Source organism: Terrabacter sp. RAF57, assembly GCF_052113925.1.
In the GTDB taxonomy this organism is placed as follows: Bacteria; Actinomycetota; Actinomycetes; order Actinomycetales; family Dermatophilaceae; genus Terrabacter.
The window spans coordinates 54,826-76,166 of record NZ_JBFRDT010000020.1 but is presented as its reverse complement, the minus strand read 5'-3'; the positions used below and the strand labels follow the sequence as shown (position 1 = coordinate 76,166).

Below are 21,341 nucleotides of genomic sequence, written 5' to 3'. Positions count from 1 at the left end.
GACCTGCCTTCTCACTTGCGCTCGTCACTCGTAGACGAACTTCTGGGGTCCGGGGAAGAGCCACGCGAGTCCGTCACCGAGACGGTCGCGCCAGTTCTCCCAGTTGTGGCCGTCGCGCGACTCCGTGTAGCGCACCGTCATGCCAGCGTGGCGGAAGACCGGGACCATCGACCGGTTCGGGGTGATGAGCGGCTCGTAGACGCCGCACGACATGAAGAGGCGGTCGACGACCGCGGACGGCTTCTCCCGGAAGCGGTTGACGAACTTCACGACCGGGTCGAAGGCCGGGCCGCCGCCGTGGTCGAAGCCGATGTCGGTGAAGACGAGCGAGGCGGACTGGAGCATGAGCGAGCCGAAGAAGCCGGGGTAGCGCACCGCCGTCGACAGCGACGCGATGCCGCCGAAGGAGCTGCCCATGAGGCAGCGCGCCTCCGGGGTGTCGATGAGGGGGAGTCGCTCGGTGAGCAGCGGCACGAGCTCGCGCGCGATGAACCGGGCGTGCGGCGCGTGGTTGGGGTACTCCTTGAGCCGGTCCCGGGGCGGCACGAAGACCGCGACGAGCGGGTCGACGTCGAGCCGGTGGATGAGGTTGTCGAGGACGGTCTTCATCGCGGCGAACTGGAGGTAGTCGGTGCCGTCGTGGACGACGAGGAGCGGATAGCGCTGCGCCCGGTTGAAGCGCGCCGGCAGGTAGATCTGCACCGGCTGGTCGCGCCGCAGGGCCTTGCTGTGGACCTGCTCCTCGACGAGGGTGCCCGGGCGGGCCTCGGGGTCGTGGGCGACCCAGTCGGGCACGCGGTAGCCGATGGCCGCGCACACCGACGACGACCCCATCGGGCTGTGCGCCAGGCGCGGGTTGAGCGGGTCGTTGAAGCGCTCGTAGTGCTCGCCCTTGCGGATCTCGATCTGGTACTCGACCCGCGACCCCTCGGGCAGCACGGTCGTGACGGCCCAGAGGTCGGACTCGCCGATCCGCTTGAGCGGCAGGGGATCCGGCAGACCGACGACGCGGTGGCGCACCCACACCTCGTCGACGTCGCCCCGGTAGAGGAAGGTCGCGCGCTCGCCCTCGATGATCGGGCACCCGTAGCGCTCGACGAAGCGGTCGATCGTCGGGCCGTCGAGCGGCAGTCGCTCGCGGAGGCGGTTGACGGCGAGGCGTTCCATGGCGCTCACGCGACCCCCACCACCGAGACGTGACCGGTGCGGTCGATGACGCGCGCACCGACCGGCAGCTCGGTCGCGCCGTCGGGGAAGCGCACCACGGCCCCGTCGTCGAGCAGGAGCAGCCGGTGCTCGGCGAAGCGCCGGGCCAGCACCGACATGCGCTCGTGGTCGTCGAGGAGCAGCCGCCTCTTGGCGTGCGGCAGCGCGACGATCCCGGGCAGCCGACCCAGCCCCCGGTCGTGGAGCTCGGCCGCGGCGACGCCGTGGGGCGTGAAGTCGTGGAAGAGGACGACCTCGTCGGTCAGGGCCATCGCACCGGCCGACCACGCGACCACGGACTGCTGCGGCCGGAGGGTGACGTCGAAGACGCGCAGCGTCCGCAGCAGGGTGCGCACGTTGCCACCCGCGATGACGACCGCTTCGCACTCGTCGAGGAGCGCACCGATCTCGCCCCGGTGCCAGCCGATGGTGCCGCTCTCGTCGAGCGGCGCGGTGGCGCGGACCGAGCCGTAGAGCTCCTCGAGCTCGGCGGCATACCACCGGTCGACCTCGCGCACGGCCTCCATCGCGGACTCCTCGGCGATGGGGCCGACGGCGTGGATCGAGGTGCGGTGCGCGACGGCGTGCACGGCGTCGATCGCCGCCTGGAGGCGTATGCCGTAGAAGGCCCGAAGCTCGTCCATCCGGTCGCGGAACGCGACCGCCGCCGCCGCGAAGTGCTGGTCCTTGGCCAGCACGTCCATCATCCGGTGGTGCAGGCGCAGGTTGACGCCGCGCCCGGCGAGGTGGCCGGCGAGCTCGGCGTCGTCGGACTCGCGCTCCTCCCAGCCGGAGTTGACCATGGCGATGCGGCCGGTCACGCCGAGGGAGCGCACGGTGGCGCCCACGGTCGTCGTGAACCGCTGGGGGCCGAGCAGGATCGTCGTCGACATCAGGACAGGGCTCAGCCGCGCTCAGCCCGCGTGCACGTGGATCGTGCGGCCGACGTCGTCGAGCATGGCGCGCGCCGTGTCGAAGTCGGGGTGGCGCAGTCGCACCCACGCGTTGGCCATGTAGCCGGCCTCGACGCCCTGGGTGCCGTGCCCGACCGGCGGGAAGTGGCCGTCGATGACCCACTCGCCGTAGCGCGACTGGATCTCCTCGATGCCGGTGTAGCCGGTGATCGACCCGTCGTGGTCGGGGCGGAGCGCGACGATGCCGGCGGCATACGTGCGCTGCATCTGGCGCTCGGGCGCGCGGTGGGTGATGACGTGCGCCCACTCGCGGTAGACGTCGACCTCGTTGGCCGCGGAGTAGACGTCCCAGGCGCCGACACCCGGGGGGCGGGCGCCGATCTCGCTGAACTTCAGGCCCTTGGGGCCGTAGAACCACTCCATGTGCGTGGCCGACGTCTCGATGCCGAGCGCCTCGATGACGCGGCGCCCGAGCTCACGCACCTCGGTGTAGAAGGCATTGCCCGGCTCGTCGATGCGGTTCGTCGTGATGAACTGCGGGGAGATCCAGCGCTGGCGCATCGCCTCGAGGACGTTGGGGTAGTAGTGCGTCGCCCAGTCGTGCACGACCTGGCCGTCGAGGCTGATCGTGTCGTAGAAGCCCTCGTGACCCTCGACGAACTCCTCGATGGCGATCGAGCTCGCACCCTCGCGGGCGTAGCCCTGGAGCGCCTGCTCGAGCTCGTGGTCGGAGTCGACGCGCACCGTGCCCTGGGCGCCGGCGCCCGCGCGCGGCTTGAGGATGAGCGGGTAGCCCTCGCGCTCGGCGAACGCGCGCGCCTCGGCGGCCGAGTCGACGGCCGCGCTCGCCGCGGTGGGCACGCCCGCCTGGCGCAGCGCCTCCTTCATCGACGGCTTGTCGCGGCACAGCCAGGTCGTGCGGACGCTCGTGCCGGGGATGCCGCACGCCTCGCGGACCTGCGCCGCCGGCATAGTGTGCGCCTCGACGGTCGCCTCGAGCGCGTCGATCCAGACCTTGTCCTGGAAGTAGCGGACCGCCTCGACCATCTGGTCGACGTTCGTCACCGAGCCGACGCGGTAGTAGCCGCGGAGCGCGCCCAGCACCTCGTCGCCGAGGTGCGCCTCGTCGGACTCACCGATGCCGTAGACATTCGCGCCGACCGAGGCGAGGGCGTGCACGAAGCGACGCTGGTTCGCCGGGAACGACGGCTCCACGAAGATGATGTTCACGGCGTCGACGCTATCGGTCCACCGGGAGGCCCGCCACGGACGGCCGCTCGCCCCGTGTGCCGCCGCGCGGGTCGCGGGGCAAAAGCGCGCGCCGGGGGCTGACGAGGACGAGACTGGTGGTGCCGCACCTCGGGCAGCACCTCACCCCTTACGGAGGAAGCCATGTCGAGCACCGTCCCGAACGCAGCGTCACCCGACCCGACCGACCCCGCACCCGACGCACCGAGGACGCGCCGCGAGGCCGCCGCCACGTGGGCGTCCCCGGCCACCTCCTCCGGATGGTCGGGCGCCCTCATCGCCATGGGCATCCTGTCCGTCATCCTCGGCATCATGGTGCTCGTCTGGCCCAAGGCGACCCTGCTCATCGTGGCCATCATRTTCGGGCTGCAGCTCATCGTCGCCGGGGCCGTCCGCCTGTCGGTGACGCGCGACCTGCCGAGCGACCCGGGCTGGCTCAAGCCCGTCTCCATCGGGCTCGGCGTGCTCTCGATCATCGCCGGCATCATCTGCCTCTTCCGGCCCGGGACCTCGCTCGCCGTCATCGCCATCTTCATCGCGATCGGCTGGATCGCCGAGGGCATCGCCGCGCTCGTCCAGGGCTTCGGCTCCGACCGGACGACCGGCATCCGCGTCTTCCTCATCGTCAGCGGCGTCGTCTCGATCCTCGGCGGGTTCGCACCCCGTCCGAGGGGTGCGAACCTCCACGACGTCGGTCGGCTCAGGACGGCTGCGGCAGGTCCTCGAACTCGTAGACCCGGCGGACCTCGACCGACACCTCGTCGAAGAGCGAGGCGAACCTCCCGGCCAGCTCGAGCGCCTGCTCCTTGCTCTCGACGTTGACGAGGGCGAAGCCGCCGATGACCTCGCGCGCCTCGCTGAACGGGCCGTCGGTCACCGTGACGCCGGCGCCCTCGGTCTTGCGGAGGATCGCGCCGTCCTTGCTCTGCGTCACGCCCTCGGCGGCGAGCAGGATGCCCGACTCGGCGTACTCCGACATGAGCGCGCCCATCGCGTCCTGGAACTCCTGGCTCGGGTTCCAGGCCTCGGGGCGGGACTCGTCGATCTTGTGGATCATGAGGTAGCGCATCGGTCTCTCCTTGCGTCTCGTGCCGGGTCCGTCCCAGCCTCCACCACGACGTCGAACGGGGGCGACCCGACTCGACACTTCGATCCTCGAAAGGCCGGTCAGAGCCAGCCACGCTCCTGGGCCACGCGGGCGGCCTCGGCGCGCGTCGACGTGCCGGTCTTGCCGATGGCCGCGCTGAGGTGGTTGCGGACCGTGCCCGGCGACAGGTGGACGACCCCGGCGATGGCGGCGACGGTGCCACCGCGCAGCGCGACCCCGAGCACCTCGCGCTCGCGCTCGGTCAGGGGGTTGGCTCCGTCGACGAGCGACTCGGTGGCGAGTGACGGGTCGACGACGCGGAGCCCGGCGTGCACGCGCCGCACGGCCTCGGCGAGCTGGCGGGCAGGAGTGTCCTTGACGACGAACCCGGACGCGCCGGCCTCGAGCGCCCGACGCAGGTAGCCCGGGCGGCCGAAGGTCGTGACGACGAGCGTGCGTACGCCGGGGAGCGCATCGCGCACGGCGGCCGCGGCGGCGATGCCGTCGACGCCCGGCATCTCGATGTCGAGGAGGCAGACGTCGGCGGCTGAGGCACGTGCGGCGTCGACGACCTCGTCACCGCGCCCCACCTCGGCCACGACCTCGAGGTCGGGCTCGAGCGCGAGCAGCGCCGCGAGCGCGCCACGCACGAGGGCCTGGTCGTCGGCGAGCAGCACCTTGATCGTCGTGCTCACAGCACCACCTCCAGCACGGTCCCGTGGCCCTCGGGGCCCGTCTCGATCGAGAGCCGACCTCCCGCGGCCTCGACCCTCTCACGCAGCCCGCGTATGCCGTTCCCCTCCGGCCGCTCGCCGAGGCCGCGTCCGTCGTCGCGGACGGTCAGACGGTTCGAGTCGAGCTCGACCCAGCAGGCGTCGGCGTCGCTGTGGCGCACGACGTTGGTCGTCGCCTCGCGCAGCACCCAGGCGAGGACCGTGCGGTGGCGGGGATCGACCGTGCTCGGGTCGTCGGGCACGTGGCCCTCGATGCCGGCGCCGGCGAGCGCCGTGCGAGCCGAGGCCAGCTCGTCGCCGAGGCGGGCCACCCGCAGGCCCCCGACGGTCGCCCGGATCTCGGCGAGCGCCTGACGGCTCAGGGCCTGGATCTCGGCGAGCTCGCCCTTGGCCCGCTCGGGGTCGAGGTCGACGAGACGTTCGGCCAGCTCGGCCTTGACCGTGACGACCGTGAGCGAGTGACCGAGCACGTCGTGGACGTCGCGGGCCACGCGCTCGCGCTCCTCGACGATGGCGAGGTCGCGCGAGATCCGCTCGTAGTCCTCCCCTCGGTCGGTCATGAGCCGGACCGCCCCGGTCATCGCACCGACGGCGAAGACGATGATGGCCACGACCCAGGTGCCCTCGTCCGGGTCGACGAAGACCGCGACCGCCGTCGCGACCGCCACGCACGCGATGCCGAGGGCGATCGACCACGCGAGCGGCAGCGCGAACATCCCGAACGACACGATGAAGGGCAGGAAGCTGAGGCTGCCGGCGCCGATGAGCGGAACGAGCCCGACCGCGCAGCCGACGAGCACGACCAGGTAGCCGACACCCCGACGCTGCGTCGGCGCGCACCTGCGGTGCAGGCGCTGGAGGTGCTGCGCGCCGAGGCCGTAGACGACCGCGAAGGTCAGCACGAGCGCCAGCCCGAGCACGACCTGCCAGGCCGGCAGACCGCTCGAGACGATCGCGATGACGGGGAAGACGAGGAAGACCAGCCACACCGACTGGACGACCCAGCCGAAGCGTTCCCACGGGTTGCGCCCCGGCGCCGGGGCGGCGGCCGGGGCGCCCGGGACGCCGGAGACCGACGCCCGCTGGGTCACTGGCGCTCCCGGCCGCGGCGCACGAGGAGCACGGCAGCGGTCCCGAAGATCGCGAGCCAGGCGAGCACGTTGACGATCGGCACCCACAGCGGGTCCTGCGACCCGTCGGGCAGGTAGCCCTCGGTGAGCGGATAGCGCGCCAGGGCGGCGTACCCGTAGAGCGGCGTGAACTTCGCGAACGCCAGCAGGGCACCGGACAGCGGGATGAAGACGTTGCCGAGGAAGGCGAAGATCACCATGGTGCCGCTCGCGGCGCCGACCGCGGCCTCGGAGCGGAACGCCGTGCCGACGAGCAGGCCGTAGACGGCGAAGACGGCGGACCCGACGAGGCAGAGCACCGCGCTGAGCACCCAGGCCTGCGCCGAACCGCGAGCGCCGGTCGCAGCTCCGAGGGCGAAGGTCAGCAGGATCGGCACGGCCGCCACGGTCATGGCGATGAGCGCCTTCATGGCGATGTAGGACGAGTCGGCGAGCGGGGTGAGCCCGAGCTGGCGGCCCCAGCCCTGCTGTCGCTCGACGGCCGCGTTGCCGCCGATGCTCGTCGTCGCGGTGACGGCGCCGTAGGCGGCCATGCTGATCATGACGTACATCGCGACGTTGCCGTTGCCGATGGTCGCGTCCTTGGCGTCGACCGTCGCGCCGAAGATGAGGTAGAAGAAGGCGGGCAGCACCGCGGTGAAGAACATGCCCGCCCAGTCGCGCGTGATTCGGCGCATCTCGAGCAGCGTGAAGGTGGCGTTCATCGGACGAGCTCCTCGTCGGGGGTCGTGGCGTCGCGGGCGTCGCGGGCGTCGCGGGCGTCGCGGGCGTCACGGGAGTCGCGGCCGTCACCGGTCAGGGTCATGAAGGCCTGCTCGAGGCCGGCGGTGACGATCTCGAGGTCGGTGCCGCCGAGCTCGAGCAGGAGCAGCCGCGCGACGGTGTCGGAGTCGCCGGCCGTGACGACGACCCGGTTGCCGCGCTCCTCGACCTCGTGCACGCCGCCGACCGTCCGCAGCCTCGCGACGGACTCGGCGACCGAGCCCGGCGGCAGCGTCGCGGAGACGGTGCGTCCGCTCGCCTGCGACCGGATCTCGGCCGTCGTGCCGTCGGCGACGATGCGGCCGCCGGCGATGAGGACGATGCGGTCGGCGAAGGCGTCGGCCTCCTCGAGGTAGTGCGTGGCGAAGACGACGGTGCGGCCCGCACTGGCGTCCGCGTGCATCGTGTCCCAGAAGTCGCGCCGGGCCGTGACGTCCATGCCCGCCGTCGGCTCGTCGAGGACGAGCAGCCGGGGGTCGGGCAGGAGGGCGAGGGCGAAGCGCAGCCGTTGCTGCTCGCCGCCCGAGCACTTGGAGACGCGACGGTCGGCGAGCGACCTCAGCCCGGCACGGTCGATGACCTCGTCGACCGGGGAGTGGACGGCATACGTCGACGCGATCATCCGGACCGTCTCGCGGACGGTGAGGTCGCGCAGGAGCCCGCCCGTCTGGAGGACGGCGGACACGTGCCCGCCGACGACGGCCTCGCGAGGACGCCGGCCGAAGACCTCGGCCGTGCCGCTCGTCGGCTCGGTGAGGCCGAGCACCATGTCGAGGGTCGTCGTCTTGCCGGCACCGTTGGGTCCGAGGAAGGCGACGACCTCGCCGGGCTCGATGCGCAGGTCGATGCCGTCGACGGCACGGACCTCGGCATCCTGGGACCCGCGTCGGGAGGGGAAGCTCTTGACGAGCGAACGCAGCTCGATCGCCGGCGCCCCCGAGGCGCCGTCGACCGGACGAGGTGTGGTGGTCATGACCCAACTCTCCCGCTCGGCGATGCTTCGCGTCAGCAGCAGGCGTCACGTCCTGCGCGTGACAGGTGTCACGGGGCGCCGGACCGGACAGACTGACCCCATGGCCGACTTCGAGGTGCACCTCGACTCACCCCTGCCCGCACCCGAGGCGTGGCGGCGGATCCTCGACCTGCGTGCGCACACCGCCGTCATCCCGCTCACGACCGTGACGGGCGAGGCGATGGGCGCGAGCGAGCTCATAGAGGGGTCGCGCTTCGTCGCGCGGACGGGCGTCGGGCCGGTGGGTTTCGACGACGTCATGGTCGTGCAGTCGGTGGTCCAGCCGACGGCACATTCGGCCGGAAGCGCCCGGATCCGCAAGGAGGGCAAGGTCGTCCGCGGACGCATCGACCTGCTCGTGACCCCCACGGCCGCCGGGTCGACGGTCCGGTGGACGCAGCGCATCGGGGTGCGAGGCGTGCCCGCGCTCCTCGACCCCCTCGTCGCGAAGGTGGCCGGGGCGGCATACGGCTCGACCCTCCGCAAGCTGCTCGCGCGCGGCTGAGGGGCGCGGGCCCGCGCGACACACGAAGTGCCGCGCGGATCTGCTCCCGTGCGTGGCCACTCCACGCCGGACGGACGTCGTGCGTCGTGGGGGACCGTGCGGGACCGCGGCGGTCAGCGCCAGCCGAGCTCCGGAGCGACGTGCGTCAGGAGGCTCTCGATGACGTGCGCGTTGTAGTCGACGCCGAGCTGGTTGGGCACGGTGAGGAGCAGCGTGTCGGCGGCGGCGATCGCCTCGTCCTCTGCGAGGTCACGGACGAGCTGGTCGGGCTCACCGGCATACGTCTTGCCGAAGCGGGCCGTCCCGCCGTCGATGTGGCCCACCTGATCCTGGCTCGCCGACTCGCGGCCGAAGTACGCGCGGTCCCGGTCGTCGACGATGGGGAAGACGCTGCGGCTCACGGAGACCCGCGGCTCGCGCTCGTGCCCCGCTGCCGTCCACGCGTCGCGGAAGCGCTGGATCTGCTCGGCCTGCAGCTGGTGGAAGGGCACGCCGGTGTCCTCGGTGAGCAGGGTCGAGCTCATGAGGTTCATCCCCTGCTGAGCCGTCCACTCGGCGGTGGCCCGGCTGCCGGCGCCCCACCAGATGCGGTCGCGCAGCCCCGGCGCGTGCGGCTCGATGCGGAGCAGCCCGGGCGGGTTGGGGAACATCGGGCGCGGGTTCGGCTCGGCGAAGCCCCGGCCGGACAGGACGTCGAGGAAGACCTCGGTGTGCTGGCGTGCCATCGCGGCGTGGTCGCCGTCGGTGGGCTCGTAGCCGAAGTAGCGGAAGCCGTCGACGACCTGCTCGGGTGACCCACGGCTGATGCCGAGCTGGAGCCGCCCGCCGGAGATGAGGTCGGCCGCGCCGGCGTCCTCCGCCATGTAGAGCGGGTTCTCGTAGCGCATGTCGATGACGCCCGTCCCGATCTCGATCCGGCTCGTGCGCGCCCCGACCGCGGCGAGCAGCGGGAACGGCGACGCGAGCTGGCGCGCGAAGTGGTGGATCCGGAAGTAGGCGCCGTCCGCGCCGAGCTCCTCGGCGGCCACCGCGAGGTCGATGGACTGGAGCAGGGCGTCCGACGCCGACTGCGTGCCCGAGTGCGGCGACGGGTTCCAGTGGCCGAACGAGAGGAATCCGATGTTCTTCACGTGCGGTCAACAACGGCGGCGCCCGTGCTCTTCCCACCGCCGCACACGCGCCGCCGCCGGGCGACCGACAATCCGGATCGCCCTCTCGCGCCGAACCACGAGTCATGACGCGCCTACGATTTGCCCTCAGCGGGATCCTCGCCGCGGTCGCCGGGATCGCTGCCGGCCACCTCGTCGCGGGCTTCCTCGCTCCCGCATCGTCGCCGGTGCTCGCCATCGGTTCGACCGTGATCGACCTGACCCCCACGCCCGTCAAGGAGTGGGCCATCGCGACCTTCGGCACGAACGACAAGCTGATCCTCCAGGGGTCGGTGCTCGTCGTGACGCTCGTCCTCGCCGCCGTGGCCGGCCTGCTCGCCCGCCGCCGCATGCCCGTCGCCGTCGGCTTCATCGTGCTGCTCACCGGCCTCGCCGGCGCCGCCGCGCTGCTGCGGCCCGCGGCCCGCCCGCTCGACGCGTTGCCCGCCGTCGCAGCGATGGCGGCCGGTGTCGCCACGCTCGTCTGGCTCGTCCGCCTCGCCCGGATCGCCTCCGGCGACGTCGTCCGGGAGACCACGGGCCCGCGTGGCTCGGTCATGACGAACGCCACCGGGCCCGACAGCTCGACGGCCGGCTCGAAGGCCGGACGCCGAGGCTTCGTCTTCGGCGCACTCGGCGTCACGGCCCTCGCCGCGCTCGCCGCCGCCGGCGGCCAGCTGCGCGCCGGCGCCCAGTCGGTCAAGAAGGTCGTCCTGCCGGCCGCCGCCGACCAGGCGAAGGCGCTGCCGAAGGGGCTCGAGACGACCGTCTCCGGCATCTCGCCGCTGCGCACCCCGACCGACACGTTCTACCGCGTCGACACCAACCTCGTCGTGCCCCAGGTCGACGTTGACACGTGGACGCTCGAGGTCGACGGCATGGTCGAGAAGCCCTTCACGATGACCTTCGCCGAGCTCGTCGCCATGCCGCTCATCGAGCGCGACATCACCATGACGTGCGTCTCCAACGAGGTCGGCGGCGGCTACATCGGCTCCGCCCGCTGGCTCGGCGTCAAGCTGACCGACGTCCTCGACCGGGCCGGCATCACCGGCAGCCCCGACCAGGTGCTGAGCACCGCCGTCGACGGCTTCACCATCAGCACCCCGCTGGCCGTCGTCCGCGACGGACGCGACGCGATGATCGCCATCGGCATGAACGGCGCCCAGCTCAGCGACACCCACGGCTTCCCCGCGCGCCTCATCACGCCCGGCCTCTACGGCTTCGTCGGCGCGACGAAGTGGCTGACCAAGCTCACCCTGACGACGTATGCCGCCGACCAGTCCTACTGGACGAAGCGGCAGTGGGCGACCGACGCCCCGATCAAGACGAGCGCGCGCATCGACACGCCCGCACCCCTGTCGACGATCAAGGCCGGCACGACCGCCATCGCCGGCGTCGCCTGGGCCCAGCACCGCGGCGTCGGCACGGTCGAGGTCAGGATCGACGACGGCCAGTGGCAGAAGACCAAGCTCGGCCCCGACGTCGGCATCGACTACTGGCGCCAGTGGTACCTCCCGTGGGACGCCAAGCCCGGACTGCACCGCATCGCGGTGCGCGCGACCGACCTCGAGGGGCAGGCGCAGATCACCGAACGCGCCACCCCGTTCCCCAGCGGGTCGAGCGGCATCCAGGAGGTGGTGGTGACCGTCGCGTGAACGCATACGGCCAAGAACCCGCGAGAAAACCTCTCCGACAAGCAATCCGGAGCCACAGCGGCACCGAATCCCAGATGACCGTGCACCACACAGCCACAAGGAGTGACTGACATGAAGAGCATGAAGACCCGTACCGGCCTCGTCGCCCTCGCCATCGCCCTGCCCCTGAGCCTCGCGGCCTGCGGCAGCTCCAGCGACAACACCGCCGCCGCCGCTGGTGGCAGCACGCCCGCCGCGACGTCCTCGGACGCCATGACGAGCACGCCGTCCGACACGATGACCTCGTCCGAGTCGATGGACGCCGCTGCGGCCGTCTTCGGTGAGGGCTGCGCCGCGGTGCCGAAGGACGGCGCCGGCTCGTTCAACGGCATGGCCACCGCGCCGGTCGCGACCGCCGCGAGCGCCAACCCGCTCCTGTCGACGCTCGTCACCGCCGTCAAGACCGCCGGCCTCGTCGACACCCTCAACTCGGCTCCCGAGATCACCGTCTTCGCGCCCGTCAACGACGCGTTCGCCAAGATCCCGGCCGCGGACCTCAAGAAGGTCCTCGCCGACAAGCCGACCCTCACCAAGATCCTCACGAACCACGTCGTGGCCGGCAAGCTCTCGCCGGACCAGCTCGCGGGCGACCACAAGACGCTCGCCGGCACCACGATCACGGTCAAGGGCTCTGGCGAGAACTTCACCGTCGGCAAGGCCGACGCCAAGGTCATCTGCGGCAACGTCCCGACCGCCAACGCCACGGTGTACATCATCGACGGCGTCCTGATGCCCTGATCGTCACCTGACCAGGCTGACGCAGACCACGACGACGGGCGACACAATGGACCCCATGTCACGGTTCTCGGTGGTTCCCTCCGGCGATGAGTCGCCGGAGGGACCCGCCCTCCCAGTCACCCTGGAGCAGCTGCTCCGCCGAGCAGCGACGGGAGACGAGACGGGCTTCGCAGAGCTCTACGACGCCGTCTCCTCCCGGCTCTTCGGTCTCGTCCGCCGGGTCGTGCGCGACCCGGCCCAGTCCGAGGAGGTCACCCAGGAGGTCTTCCTCGAGATCTGGCGGCACAGCGCACGGTTCGACCCGAGCAAGGGTGGCGCTCTCTCGTGGATGCTCACCATCGCTCACCGCAAGGCCGTCGACCGGGTCCGGTCGGCGGAGGCAGCCCGCCACCGCGACGAGGGATACGGCGCCAGCAACCAGGACGTCACCCACGACTCCACAGCGGAGGCCGTCGTCGAACGGCTCGATGCGGAGCGGGTTCATCGGGCGTTGGAGACGCTCACACCGGTCCAGCGGCAGGCCCTCGAGCTGGCCTACCTCTCGGGATACACCCATACGGAGGTGGCCACCATGCTCGACCTGCCACTCGGGACCGCCAAGACACGCATCCGTGATGGACTGATCAGACTACGAGACACGTTGGGGGTGACACTGTGAGCGAAGACATCCACGCACTCTCGGGTGCCTACGCCGTGGACGCCCTCGACGACGTCGAGCGAGCGCGCTTCGAGCGCCACCTCGCCGGCTGCACCGCCTGCCAGGCCGAGGTCGAGAGCCTCGTCGCCGCGGCGTCGGAGCTGTCGGTCCTGACCGAGGCCGCTTCGCCGGCCTCGCTCCGGGCCAAGGTGCTCGCCGAGATCGCGACCGTCCGCCCACTGCCGCCCCTCACGGCACCGCAGCACGACTCCGCCGACGAGGACGCCACGTCGTCGACGCCCCCGGAGCCGGTGCAGGCTCCGGCCGCCACCGCAGCCCCCGCCACCCAGGTCGAGCACGCCGACGACCTCACCGAGCGTCGCCGGTCCCGCTCCGCCCGTGGGCTGGCCCGCGGCTGGCGGGTCGTCGTCGCTGCCGCCACGGTGGCCGTGCTCGCCATCGGCGGTTTCACGGTCTGGAAGCAGATCGACAAGGACCCGTCCCGGGCCATCGCCGACCAGGTGCTCGCGGCCCCCGACGCCACGCGCTACGGGGCGCGGCTCGCCGGCGGCGCGACGGCCACGGTCGTCCGCTCCAACGCGCTCCAGAAGGCCGTCATCGTCACCTCCGGCATGTCGCAGCCCCCCTCGGGCAAGGTCTTCCAGCTGTGGCTCCAGGACGCGACGGGTCACATGACCTCGGCGGGCCTCATGCCCGGCGGCGGCGACCAGGTGGTCGTGCTGAGCGGCGACGCCAGCCACTCGAAGGGCGCCGGCATCACGGTGGAGCCCGAGGGCGGCTCCGACCAGCCGACCTCCGACCCCGTGGCCTTCATCGCCTTCGCCTGAGACGACCGGTCGCTCGCACGTCAGGCGGTCACGAGCTCGCTCCCGGCTTCCCCAGCTGGAGCTCGTGACCGCCCGACGTCCGCAGTCCGGCGGGATTCGCGCCTACCGCTCCCGGATCGGTCACCCCTGGTACGGCGGCGCGACGCCCCAGCCCCACCGTGGAGTGGGAGCGCGTTCGACCGGTTCGGCGCCGGGCTGGGAGTTCTCCATGGCGAGCCGGGTGCCCCACTCGAGGTAGCCGATGATCGCGGCCCGGAATTCCGGGTCGGCGGGCAGCTCGGCGTCGTCGGCCGCCAGACTCATCGTGGCTGCGAACCGGTGCCGTTGCGCTGGCGTGATGGCCAGCCCGAGGTGGCGGCGGAGCATCGACTCGTACCCCCCGTGCCGCTCCGTGTAGGTCTCAGGACCGCCGAGCACCTCGGCCCACCAGTCCGCGACGTGCGCTCGATGATGCTCCGACACCCCGCCCGGGAAGAAACCCGACAGGGTCTCGTCGAGCTCGACCCGGTCGTAGAAGCAGTCGATCATCCGGCGCAGCGGCGCGAGACCGCCCGCCCACTCGTACAGCGTCGGAAGCTCCGGTTCGTGGACTCCACCCATGACGCCAGTGCACCCCACCCGGCGGCCTGCCGCACCCGGATTGATGATCGTGAGCCGTCGGTTGCCGCGATGTCGGGACGTCGGTCGACGTGAGCAGCCGGCTCCGTCGGCGACTTCGGGCTGGTCGTCCCGGTACGTTCTCCTGCCATGGACCGGATCGAGGTGGCGGGCTTCCCCACGGGTGCCGTATGCGTGGCCCTCGTCGTGCGCGGACGATGACCGGGCGTCACGGGCACGGGCTCGTCATCGGGAAGTTCTACCCCTTCCACGCCGGCCACCAGGCGCTCGTGCGGGCGGCGACGAGCTCGTGCGACCGCGTCACCGTCGAGGTCATGGCGCACACCGTCGAGTCGATCCCCGTCGACGTCCGCGTGGGCTGGGTGCAGGCCGAGCACCCGACGGCGCGCGTCGTCGCGGCCCCGGACGACCACGACGTCGACTTCGACTCGCCGGAGGTCTGGGACCTGCACATGGACGTCATCGAGTCGCACCTCGACGCTCCCGTGGACGCGGTCTTCACGAGCGACGCGTACGGCGCGGAGATGGCCCGCCGGCTCGGCGCGACGTGGGTGCAGGTCGACCCGGGGCGGGCCTCGACCGCGATCTCGGGCACCGCCGTGCGCGCGGACGTCGCGGGCTCCTGGTGGGCGCTGCCGTCGCCGGTCCGGGCGTGGTTCGCCAAGCGCATCGTCGTCGTGGGCGCCGGATCGACGGGCGCGACGACGCTGGCCGACGCCTTGGGCGCGCACTACGGCACGACGGTCGTCCCCGAGTTCTGGCGTGAGTGGAGCGAGCGGCGAGCCGGCGGGCTGACCGGGCCGTGGCACGCCGCCGAGTTCGAGCTCGTGGCCCGCGAGCAGGCCGCCCTCGAGGACGCGGCGGCCGCCGCCGCACCGCGACCACTGCTCGTCTGCGACAGCGACGCCTTCGCGACGACGCTCCTGCACGAGCGCCACGTCGGCGCCCCGTCGCCCAGGGTGCGGGCCCTCGCCGACGCCCGCCCGACTCCGGCCCTCTACCTCCTGACCGGCGACGAGATCCCCTTCGTCCCGGACGGGATGCGCGACGGCGAGCACGGGCGCGCGTGGATGCAGGGTCGGTTCCGCGAGGAGCTCGCGGGCCGCCGCGTGCCGTGGGTCGAGGTGCGGGGCACGCGCGACGAGCGACTGGCCGCGGCCACCGCCGCCGTCGACGAGGTCGTCGCCGAGGGCTGGGACCTCGCCGACCCGGTGGGCTGACGGACCGGTCGCGACCCGGCTGGCAGAATCGCGTGCGTGCCCACGTCAGGGGAGCAGGCACGCACGGGGCTCGGCCACGTCTCGAGCCAGCACGTCGTCGTCGAGTCGGTGCCCGATGCGGCCGCCCTCGGTCCGGGCAAGCCGCGGCGGTTCGCGACGGCCACCTGTGGCGACTCGCCCACCCGAGGTCGCGGACGGCATACGCCATCGGTCGACGAGCGTCAGTGCGGCCGGCCGGCCGCGTCGGCCCAGATGTCGAGCGGCACCGAGCGGACGCTGCGGCCGTCGAGGTCGAGCTCGCGGCCCATCCTCTTGATCGAGCGGAGCACCATGGACCGGTCGTGGATCGTCATCTGCGGCACCTCCGCGGCGAGCCGCGCCTCGACGTGCGACAGCTCGGTCAGCGAGTGGGTCGTCAGGGCGATCATGAGGTTGGGGCGCCCGCCGGAGATGCGCCAGCACACCCGGATCCCCGGCAGGCGCCGGAGCGTCGTCGCCACGGCCTCGATGTCGCCGGCGTCGGCGTAGGCCCAGAGCCAGCTGATGACGGGCCAGCCCGAGTCGGGCAGCGCCATGTCGCAGCGGAGGACGACACGACCGTTGCCGACAAGATCGGCGAGCCGGCGCCGGACCGTGCTCTCGCTGAGGCCGGCGCGTGCGGCCATGGCGGCCACCGGCATCCGGCCGTCCTCGCCGAGCAGCAGGATCAGCTGCCGCTCGACGGCGTCGTAGCCGCGGGCGAGGTCGGTCTGCTCGGACGTCAGGCCGTCGAGACGCGGCTGCGGCGCCCGCATCATGACGGCGCGCTGCGAGGCGTCGAGCACGTGCAACTGCCAGTGGTCGCCCATCGAGTAGACCTTCGTCACCGCGTGGCTGCTCGTCGCGACGACGCCGGGGATCGTGCCGACCGACTCGAGGAGGAAGCGGGAGAGGAACGCGAGGTCGCGCACCTCGACGAGGATCGTCAGCGACCGGGGACCGCTCGTGTGCTCGACGCTGAGCACGTGGGGCAGCTCGGTGACCTGCCGCGCAATGGCCAGTGTCTGGGCAGCGCTGCAGCTCAGCTCGACGACGGCGAGGCACGACTCGGGGCGCCCCTGCCCGGTCGCCCGCCCGGACACCCAGGCGATGCCCGCCGACGAGAGTCGCTGCCAGCGCCGGGCCACCGTCACCGGGTCGACGTCGAGCGCCTCGCCGACGAGCGTCCACGACGCGCGAGGCTGCAGCTGGAGGCAGTTGACGATCGCCAGGTCCAGCTCGTCGGCGCGTGCGGCGGAATCCTGCGGAATCTCAGCACTCGTCACGAGATCCTGCGCAGTCGCGGCTCTTCGTGGCATGGCTGCCATTCTCGGTCACTGGTGCGGCCCGCTCAAGGCTTCCCGACGCCACACCGTCCTCAGCACGCACGACCGACACAGGAGCGACGCATGCCGCCCGAAGGCGCGACCCGCGAGATGACGCGACCGACCCAGCCGTCCGGTCTCGACTGGACCACGCGGCTCATGGAGATCGACACGACGAGCCGCGACAGCAACCTGCCGCTCATCGACCTCGTCGCCGCGCACCTGCGGGAGCACGGCGTCGAGCCCATCCTCATCACGAACGACGACGGGACCAAGGCCAACCTGCTCGCCACCATCCCGGCGGCGGACGGCACGACCACCGGGGGCGTGGTCCTGTCGGGCCACACCGACGTCGTGCCGGTCGACGGGCAGGACTGGGCCAGTGAGCCGTTCGTCCCCGAGATCCGCGACGGCCGTCTCTACGGCCGCGGCTCCTGCGACATGAAGGCCTTCATCGGTTCCGTCCTCGCCACCGTTCCGGCCCTGAGCACGACGCCGCTCCGTGAGCCGGTGCACCTGGCCCTGTCCTACGACGAGGAGGTCGGCTGCGTCGGCGCCGTCTCGCTCGTCGGCGCGATCGTCGAGCGCGGGCTGAGCCCCCGCGCCTGCATCGTCGGAGAGCCGACGAGCATGCGGGTGATCCGCGGCCACAAGTCGCTGACGATGCTGCAGGTGACCTTCCACGGCGTCGCGGCCCACTCCTCGCGGACGCCCTTCGGCGTCAACGCGATCGAGTATGCCGCCCAGCTCGTCCGCTTCGTCCGTGGCGTCGCCGACGGCTTCCGCACCGACGGCCCGTTCGACGAGCACTACGACGTGCCGTTCACGACGGCGACGGTGAACCAGATCGAGGGCGGGATCGCGGTCAACACCGTCCCGGCCGAGTGCTCGCTCACCTTCGAGTTCCGCGCGGTCGGCGCGGTGGACGTCGACGCGACCGTCGAGGCCTTCCGCGCCGAGGCGCGTCGCATCGAGGCCGAGATGCGGCGCGAGCACCCCGACGCCCGCGTCGAGGTGTCGATCGGCGCCCAGGCCCCCGGCCTCGACACCCCGGACGACGAGGAGGTCATCGACCTCGTGACCCGGCTCGGCGGCGAGGCCTCCACCGAGAAGGTGGCCTACGGCACCGAGGCCGGACTCTTCCAGGGGGCCGGCATCCCGACCGTCGTCTGCGGCCCCGGCGACATCGCGCAGGCCCACGCGCCCGACGAGTTCGTCGAGATCGACCAGATCGAGCGCTGCGACGCGTTCCTCGCCAACCTCCTGACCCACCTCAGCGCCTGACCTGCGCGCCCGACCTCCCACGCCGTCCCGAAGGAGCACCATGACCCTGACCGCCACACCGACAGACGTGACTCCCGAACGCCTGGCCGAAGCCCGCAAGGCGGTGCTGAGCAGCTCCATCGGCGCCGCGCTCGAGTGGTTCGACATCATCGTCTACGCCTCGTTCGCCATCGTCATCGCCGAGAACTTCTTCCCCGAGGGCGACCAGACCCTGGGCCTGATCCTGACGTTCGCGACGTTCGCCATCTCCTACCTCGTCCGGCCGCTCGGTGGGATGCTCATCGGGGGCTACGGCGACCGGCACGGACGCAAGAAGGCGCTGACCCTGACCCTCCTGCTCATGATGGTCGGCACCGTCCTCATGGCCGCAGCGCCCACCCACGCCATGGTCGGCGCCTGGGCCGGGGTCATCATCCTCGTCTCACGGCTCGTCCAGGGCTTCTCGGCGGGCGGCGAGTTCGGCTCGGCGACGACGTTCCTCGTCGAGACCGCACCCCACCGCAAGGCCTACTACGCCTCCTGGCAGGTGGCGAGCCAGGGCATCTCGATGTTCCTCGCGTCGGCGTTCGGCTACGTGCTCTTCACCCAGCTGTCCAAGGAGGACCTCTACTCCTGGGGCTGGCGCATCCCGTTCGTCATCGGGTGCCTCATCGGGCCCGTCGGCCTCTACATCCGTGCGCACCTCACGGAGCCCAAGGAGTTCACCGAGAACACCCCGAACGAGGCGCCGATCCGCGCGACCTTCACCGAGCACCTGGGACGGGTGGTCACCGGCTCGGCCTGCGTCGGCGTCGCCACCATCTCGGTCTACCTCATCCTCTTCATGCCGACGTATGCCGTGAAGAACCTCGGCGTCCCCGCGAGCGCCGCCTACCTCGGCGGCGTGGTCGCGGGCGTCGTGACGATGGTCGGGGTGCCGCTCGTGGGCCGGCTGGCCGACCGCGTCGGACCGGCCCGGGTCATGGTGTGGGCAGCCGTGGGCGCGCTCGTGCTCGCGTGGCCGCTCTTCGCGATCGTCATCGCCTCGCCGACCGTCCCGGTCCTCGTCGTGTCGATCGGGCTCCTCGGCGTCATCATGGCCTTCTACTTCGGCCCTCTGCCGGCCCTGCTGACCACGCTCTTCCCGAGCGACGTGCGGGCCACCGGCGTCTCCGTCGCCTACAACGTCGGCGTCACGGTCATGGGCGGCATCGCCCCGCTCGTGCTGACCTGGCTCATCGGCCTCACCGGCTCGCTCAACGCCCCAAGCGTCTACTACATGGTGGTCGCCGTGATCTCGCTCGTCGGCCTGACGGTGGCCCGCCGACGCTACGGCGCCGCCTGAGCGCCCGCCGTCCGCGGCGTCGGCGTGCTCGCGCGACGTCGCGGACGGCATACGCCCCCGCTCTGGCGTGTCTCAGACGGAGGCCGGCCAGCGACGGGCGCGCCAGTCCGCCCAGGAGGCGAACCCCGCCGGAGGGTCGTCGACGGGTTCGCTGCCGTCGAGCTCACCGGACGTCGGGACCTCGATGCTCGAGGCCCACGCGTCGAGCTCCTCGTCGGACATGTGCCACGTCGTGTGCGACGCCTCGGCCAGGCGCAGCTCCAGACGACGACGCTGCTCGGCCCGGGTCAGCTCGAAGTAGTGGATCTCCACCCCCGCAGCCCGGTCGGCTGCAGCCTGCCGCAGGGCGGAGCGCTCGTCCCGGGCCCACAGTCCGTAGTCGATGACGACGTTGGTGCCGAGCTCGAGGGCGCGCAGGCCGACCTCGATGAGCCGGCCCTCGATGACGTCCTGGGCCGACGGCGGGTTGTCCTGCCCGTAGAGCGCCTTGACCCACTCGTCCTTCGTCAGTCGGAGGGCCCGCTGCTCGACCTCGAGGCGCCGGGCGGCGGTGGTCTTGCCGGTGCCGGGCAGTCCCACGGTCAGGAACAGGGTCGGGGGGCTCATCGATCACCTTCCGTGCGAGCGTTTCGTCCCATCATCGTCGACGCCTCGCCGGGGGTCGGCCCTGTCCGGTCAGTCGCCGACGACGCCGACGACGTCTCTCCCTCCGCGAGCAGCGACCCATGGCTAGTGTCGACATCGGAGCACCGGCAGCGTCGAAGGAGGTCGCGATGAGGTTCATGCTGATGATGCACGTGGGGCACGACGACGGTCGCGAGGTGCTGGAGTGGAGCCAGACAGACATCGCGAACATGATCGAGTTCCAGCGGTCGTTCGACCGGGAGCTCGAGGAAAACGGCGAGATGGTCTTCAACGCCGGGCTCGCGTGGCCCGACCAGGCACGGATCGTGCGCCACGCCGACGGGGCGCCCACCGTCAGCGACGGGCCGTTCCCCGAGGGTCGGGAGTTCCTCATCGGCTTCTGGGTCGTCGAGTGCGACAGCGAGGAACGGGCGTATGCCATCGCGGCGAAGGCGTCGTCGTCGCCCGGGCCGGGTGGGGCGCCGACGGACGTCCCCATCGAGGTGCGTCCGCTCGCCGGGCCTCCGCCCGTCGACGCCTGACCGACGGGCGGACCACGGACGACACGTGGACGTCCTTCCCGCACTGACGGTCGGGCAGTCCTCCGTGCCTTCCGGGCGCTGACGATCCCGCCGGGGCGCCGGGTCGCGAGGTACGTTGTCGCCATGAGCGACACCCCCGTGTCAGGCGGGTCCACCGGGCCGACGGGCCCGGACGAGCAGTTCACCGTCCCCGTGCCCAACGTGCCGCGCGGTCCGGGCGCCGGCGCGGCCGGACCCACGACACCTGCGGCTGCGGCGCCGACGCAGGCCATCCCCGTCTTCGAGCCGACGCGTGAGCTGCCGACGGCCGACCCGTCGTGGCCCTCCCCACAGCCGTCTGCTCCCCCCGTGCCGCCGAATCCGTATGCCGGACAGCCGGTTTGGCCGGCCGCCTCTGCTCCCAGCCGGGTCAACGACGAGACCGTCGACCCGCTGCTCGGGCAGATCGGTGTGGCGCTCTTCTGGATCACGGTCGGCTGGTGGCTCTTCGTTGTCATCCGCATCCTCGGCTTCCTGACCCGTCACGGCGTCACCGACACGATCCTCATCCGGACCATCGACCTCGGCGCCGAGGAGACGGTCGTCGCAGCCGTCCTGTCGGTCCTCGCGGCGCTGCTGCTCCTCCTCGGTCGCGGGCGGTCCGGCCGATCACCCCTCGGCTGGGCCTCCCTCGCACTCGCCGTCGTCACGGTGGGCGTCGCCGTCTGGCGCCTCCTGCCGTGA

The 21,341-nt window shown here is 72.0% G+C and carries 22 protein-coding genes and 1 pseudogene; 11 read left to right on the top strand and 12 right to left on the bottom strand.

The window, feature by feature from the left end; all coding sequences use genetic code 11:
• Nucleotides 1-24 precede the first annotated feature (24 nt).
• Genes AB4Y83_RS18860 through AB4Y83_RS18850 form a run of 3 tightly spaced genes read right to left on the bottom strand, consistent with a single transcriptional unit; the run spans nt 25 to nt 3,350 of the window.
• Nucleotides 25-1,167 (bottom strand): alpha/beta hydrolase-fold protein, encoded by a 1,143-nt coding sequence (locus tag AB4Y83_RS18860; RefSeq protein ID WP_442274618.1) that lies wholly within the window; start codon nt 1,165-1,167, stop codon nt 25-27.
• Between the two features lie 5 nt (nt 1,168-1,172).
• Entirely contained in the window at nt 1,173-2,099 is a 927-nt protein-coding gene (locus tag AB4Y83_RS18855; RefSeq protein WP_442297815.1) for a hypothetical protein, read from the bottom strand.
• Nucleotides 2,100-2,120: 21 nt separating this feature from the next.
• Nucleotides 2,121-3,350 (bottom strand): ATP-grasp domain-containing protein, encoded by a 1,230-nt coding sequence (locus tag AB4Y83_RS18850; RefSeq protein ID WP_442274345.1) that lies wholly within the window; start codon nt 3,348-3,350, stop codon nt 2,121-2,123.
• A gap of 162 nt (nt 3,351-3,512) precedes the next feature.
• On the opposite strand from AB4Y83_RS18850, the pseudogene AB4Y83_RS18845 reads away from it, so the two are divergent.
• Nucleotides 3,513-4,013, top strand: a pseudogene (locus tag AB4Y83_RS18845) (HdeD family acid-resistance protein); the annotation flags it as partial.
• 55 nt (nt 4,014-4,068) lie between these two features.
• Here AB4Y83_RS18845 and AB4Y83_RS18840 read toward each other — a convergent pair.
• The 5 genes from AB4Y83_RS18840 to AB4Y83_RS18820 all read right to left on the bottom strand — a co-directional run bounded on the left by AB4Y83_RS18840 (nt 4,069) and on the right by AB4Y83_RS18820 (nt 8,054).
• Nucleotides 4,069-4,437 (bottom strand): YciI family protein, encoded by a 369-nt coding sequence (locus AB4Y83_RS18840; protein ID WP_082620062.1) that lies wholly within the window; start codon nt 4,435-4,437, stop codon nt 4,069-4,071.
• A 98-nt stretch (nt 4,438-4,535) separates the two neighbouring features.
• Nucleotides 4,536-5,150: a response regulator transcription factor gene (locus AB4Y83_RS18835; RefSeq protein WP_056780819.1), complete on the bottom strand. Its 615-nt coding sequence runs from the start codon at nt 5,148-5,150 to the stop codon at nt 4,536-4,538.
• Entirely contained in the window at nt 5,147-6,280 is a 1,134-nt protein-coding gene (locus AB4Y83_RS18830) for a sensor histidine kinase (RefSeq protein WP_442297814.1), read from the bottom strand. Before AB4Y83_RS18830 ends, AB4Y83_RS18835 begins: the two co-directional genes overlap by 4 nt.
• A complete protein-coding gene (locus AB4Y83_RS18825; RefSeq protein WP_056780814.1) occupies nt 6,277-7,023 on the bottom strand; it encodes an ABC transporter permease in 747 nt (248 codons plus the stop codon). Before AB4Y83_RS18825 ends, AB4Y83_RS18830 begins: the two co-directional genes overlap by 4 nt.
• The gene (locus AB4Y83_RS18820; protein ID WP_442297813.1) at nt 7,020-8,054 is read right to left on the bottom strand and encodes an ABC transporter ATP-binding protein; all 1,035 of its coding nucleotides are present in this window, start codon (nt 8,052-8,054) and stop codon (nt 7,020-7,022) included. Before AB4Y83_RS18820 ends, AB4Y83_RS18825 begins: the two co-directional genes overlap by 4 nt.
• 100 nt (nt 8,055-8,154) lie before the next feature.
• Between AB4Y83_RS18820 and AB4Y83_RS18815 the strand changes: the two genes are divergently transcribed.
• The gene (locus AB4Y83_RS18815; RefSeq protein WP_442297812.1) at nt 8,155-8,598 is read left to right on the top strand and encodes an SRPBCC family protein; all 444 of its coding nucleotides are present in this window, start codon (nt 8,155-8,157) and stop codon (nt 8,596-8,598) included.
• A gap of 113 nt (nt 8,599-8,711) precedes the next feature.
• On the opposite strand, the gene AB4Y83_RS18810 is transcribed toward AB4Y83_RS18815, so the two are convergent.
• The gene (locus AB4Y83_RS18810) at nt 8,712-9,728 is read right to left on the bottom strand and encodes an LLM class flavin-dependent oxidoreductase (RefSeq protein ID WP_442297811.1); all 1,017 of its coding nucleotides are present in this window, start codon (nt 9,726-9,728) and stop codon (nt 8,712-8,714) included.
• Between the two features lie 104 nt (nt 9,729-9,832).
• Here AB4Y83_RS18810 and AB4Y83_RS18805 point away from each other — a divergent pair, with 104 nt between their 5' ends.
• The 4 genes from AB4Y83_RS18805 (at nt 9,833) to AB4Y83_RS18790 (ending at nt 13,663) form a co-directional block, all read left to right on the top strand.
• Complete coding sequence (locus tag AB4Y83_RS18805) at nt 9,833-11,401, top strand: molybdopterin-dependent oxidoreductase (RefSeq protein ID WP_442297810.1); 1,569 nt, start codon at nt 9,833-9,835, stop codon at nt 11,399-11,401.
• A gap of 111 nt (nt 11,402-11,512) precedes the next feature.
• Nucleotides 11,513-12,178: a fasciclin domain-containing protein gene (locus AB4Y83_RS18800; protein ID WP_442274353.1), complete on the top strand. Its 666-nt coding sequence runs from the start codon at nt 11,513-11,515 to the stop codon at nt 12,176-12,178.
• A gap of 46 nt (nt 12,179-12,224) precedes the next feature.
• Nucleotides 12,225-12,836 carry an ECF RNA polymerase sigma factor SigK gene (sigK, locus tag AB4Y83_RS18795; RefSeq protein WP_442297809.1) on the top strand — a complete coding sequence of 204 codons (612 nt, stop codon included), beginning with the start codon at nt 12,225-12,227 and terminating at the stop codon, nt 12,834-12,836.
• The gene (locus AB4Y83_RS18790; RefSeq protein ID WP_442297808.1) at nt 12,833-13,663 is read left to right on the top strand and encodes an anti-sigma factor; all 831 of its coding nucleotides are present in this window, start codon (nt 12,833-12,835) and stop codon (nt 13,661-13,663) included. The genes sigK and AB4Y83_RS18790 overlap by 4 nt, the downstream gene beginning before the upstream one ends.
• Nucleotides 13,664-13,783: 120 nt before the next feature.
• Here AB4Y83_RS18790 and AB4Y83_RS18785 read toward each other — a convergent pair whose 3' ends face one another.
• Nucleotides 13,784-14,263, bottom strand: a complete 480-nt coding sequence (locus AB4Y83_RS18785) for a group II truncated hemoglobin (protein WP_442297807.1) — start codon at nt 14,261-14,263, stop codon at nt 13,784-13,786.
• 215 nt (nt 14,264-14,478) lie between these two features.
• On the opposite strand from AB4Y83_RS18785, the gene AB4Y83_RS18780 reads away from it, so the two are divergent.
• Nucleotides 14,479-15,501, top strand: coding sequence for an AAA family ATPase (locus AB4Y83_RS18780; protein WP_442297806.1), 1,023 nt, complete (start codon nt 14,479-14,481; stop codon nt 15,499-15,501).
• 221 nt (nt 15,502-15,722) lie between these two features.
• On the opposite strand, the gene AB4Y83_RS18775 is transcribed toward AB4Y83_RS18780, so the two are convergent.
• Nucleotides 15,723-16,838, bottom strand: a complete 1,116-nt coding sequence (locus tag AB4Y83_RS18775) for an Lrp/AsnC family transcriptional regulator (protein WP_442297805.1) — start codon at nt 16,836-16,838, stop codon at nt 15,723-15,725.
• Nucleotides 16,839-16,928: 90 nt separating this feature from the next.
• Between AB4Y83_RS18775 and argE the strand changes: the two genes are divergently transcribed.
• Both argE and AB4Y83_RS18765 read left to right on the top strand, forming a co-directional pair.
• A complete protein-coding gene (gene argE / locus AB4Y83_RS18770) occupies nt 16,929-18,128 on the top strand; it encodes an acetylornithine deacetylase (protein WP_442297804.1) in 1,200 nt (399 codons plus the stop codon).
• Nucleotides 18,129-18,168: 40 nt separating this feature from the next.
• Nucleotides 18,169-19,452, top strand: a complete 1,284-nt coding sequence (locus AB4Y83_RS18765; RefSeq protein WP_442274360.1) for an MFS transporter — start codon at nt 18,169-18,171, stop codon at nt 19,450-19,452.
• Between the two features lie 72 nt (nt 19,453-19,524).
• Here AB4Y83_RS18765 and AB4Y83_RS18760 read toward each other — a convergent pair whose 3' ends face one another.
• Nucleotides 19,525-20,058: an AAA family ATPase gene (locus tag AB4Y83_RS18760; RefSeq protein WP_442274361.1), complete on the bottom strand. Its 534-nt coding sequence runs from the start codon at nt 20,056-20,058 to the stop codon at nt 19,525-19,527.
• A 167-nt stretch (nt 20,059-20,225) separates the two neighbouring features.
• On the opposite strand from AB4Y83_RS18760, the gene AB4Y83_RS18755 reads away from it, so the two are divergent.
• Nucleotides 20,226-20,618: a YciI family protein gene (locus tag AB4Y83_RS18755; RefSeq protein WP_442297803.1), complete on the top strand. Its 393-nt coding sequence runs from the start codon at nt 20,226-20,228 to the stop codon at nt 20,616-20,618.
• 123 nt (nt 20,619-20,741) lie between these two features.
• On the top strand, nt 20,742-21,341 hold the full coding sequence (locus tag AB4Y83_RS18750) for a hypothetical protein (protein WP_442297802.1): 600 nt from the start codon (nt 20,742-20,744) through the stop codon (nt 21,339-21,341).

Coding starts and splice junctions, on each gene's coding strand:
- AB4Y83_RS18765 (WP_442274360.1), top strand. CDS start 18,169: ATGACCCTGACCGCCACACCGACAGACGTGACTCCCGAACGCCTGGCC.
- argE (WP_442297804.1), top strand. CDS start 16,929: ATGCCGCCCGAAGGCGCGACCCGCGAGATGACGCGACCGACCCAGCCG.
- sigK (WP_442297809.1), top strand. CDS start 12,225: ATGGACCCCATGTCACGGTTCTCGGTGGTTCCCTCCGGCGATGAGTCG.
- AB4Y83_RS18815 (WP_442297812.1), top strand. CDS start 8,155: ATGGCCGACTTCGAGGTGCACCTCGACTCACCCCTGCCCGCACCCGAG.
- AB4Y83_RS18805 (WP_442297810.1), top strand. CDS start 9,833: ATGACGCGCCTACGATTTGCCCTCAGCGGGATCCTCGCCGCGGTCGCC.
- AB4Y83_RS18825 (WP_056780814.1), bottom strand. CDS start 7,023: ATGAACGCCACCTTCACGCTGCTCGAGATGCGCCGAATCACGCGCGAC.
- AB4Y83_RS18785 (WP_442297807.1), bottom strand. CDS start 14,263: ATGGGTGGAGTCCACGAACCGGAGCTTCCGACGCTGTACGAGTGGGCG.
- AB4Y83_RS18760 (WP_442274361.1), bottom strand. CDS start 20,058: ATGAGCCCCCCGACCCTGTTCCTGACCGTGGGACTGCCCGGCACCGGC.
- AB4Y83_RS18840 (WP_082620062.1), bottom strand. CDS start 4,437: ATGCGCTACCTCATGATCCACAAGATCGACGAGTCCCGCCCCGAGGCC.
- AB4Y83_RS18860 (WP_442274618.1), bottom strand. CDS start 1,167: ATGGAACGCCTCGCCGTCAACCGCCTCCGCGAGCGACTGCCGCTCGAC.
- AB4Y83_RS18755 (WP_442297803.1), top strand. CDS start 20,226: ATGAGGTTCATGCTGATGATGCACGTGGGGCACGACGACGGTCGCGAG.
- AB4Y83_RS18820 (WP_442297813.1), bottom strand. CDS start 8,054: ATGACCACCACACCTCGTCCGGTCGACGGCGCCTCGGGGGCGCCGGCG.
- AB4Y83_RS18800 (WP_442274353.1), top strand. CDS start 11,513: ATGAAGAGCATGAAGACCCGTACCGGCCTCGTCGCCCTCGCCATCGCC.
- AB4Y83_RS18855 (WP_442297815.1), bottom strand. CDS start 2,099: ATGTCGACGACGATCCTGCTCGGCCCCCAGCGGTTCACGACGACCGTG.
- AB4Y83_RS18775 (WP_442297805.1), bottom strand. CDS start 16,838: ATGCCACGAAGAGCCGCGACTGCGCAGGATCTCGTGACGAGTGCTGAG.
- AB4Y83_RS18750 (WP_442297802.1), top strand. CDS start 20,742: ATGAGCGACACCCCCGTGTCAGGCGGGTCCACCGGGCCGACGGGCCCG.
- AB4Y83_RS18780 (WP_442297806.1), top strand. CDS start 14,479: ATGACCGGGCGTCACGGGCACGGGCTCGTCATCGGGAAGTTCTACCCC.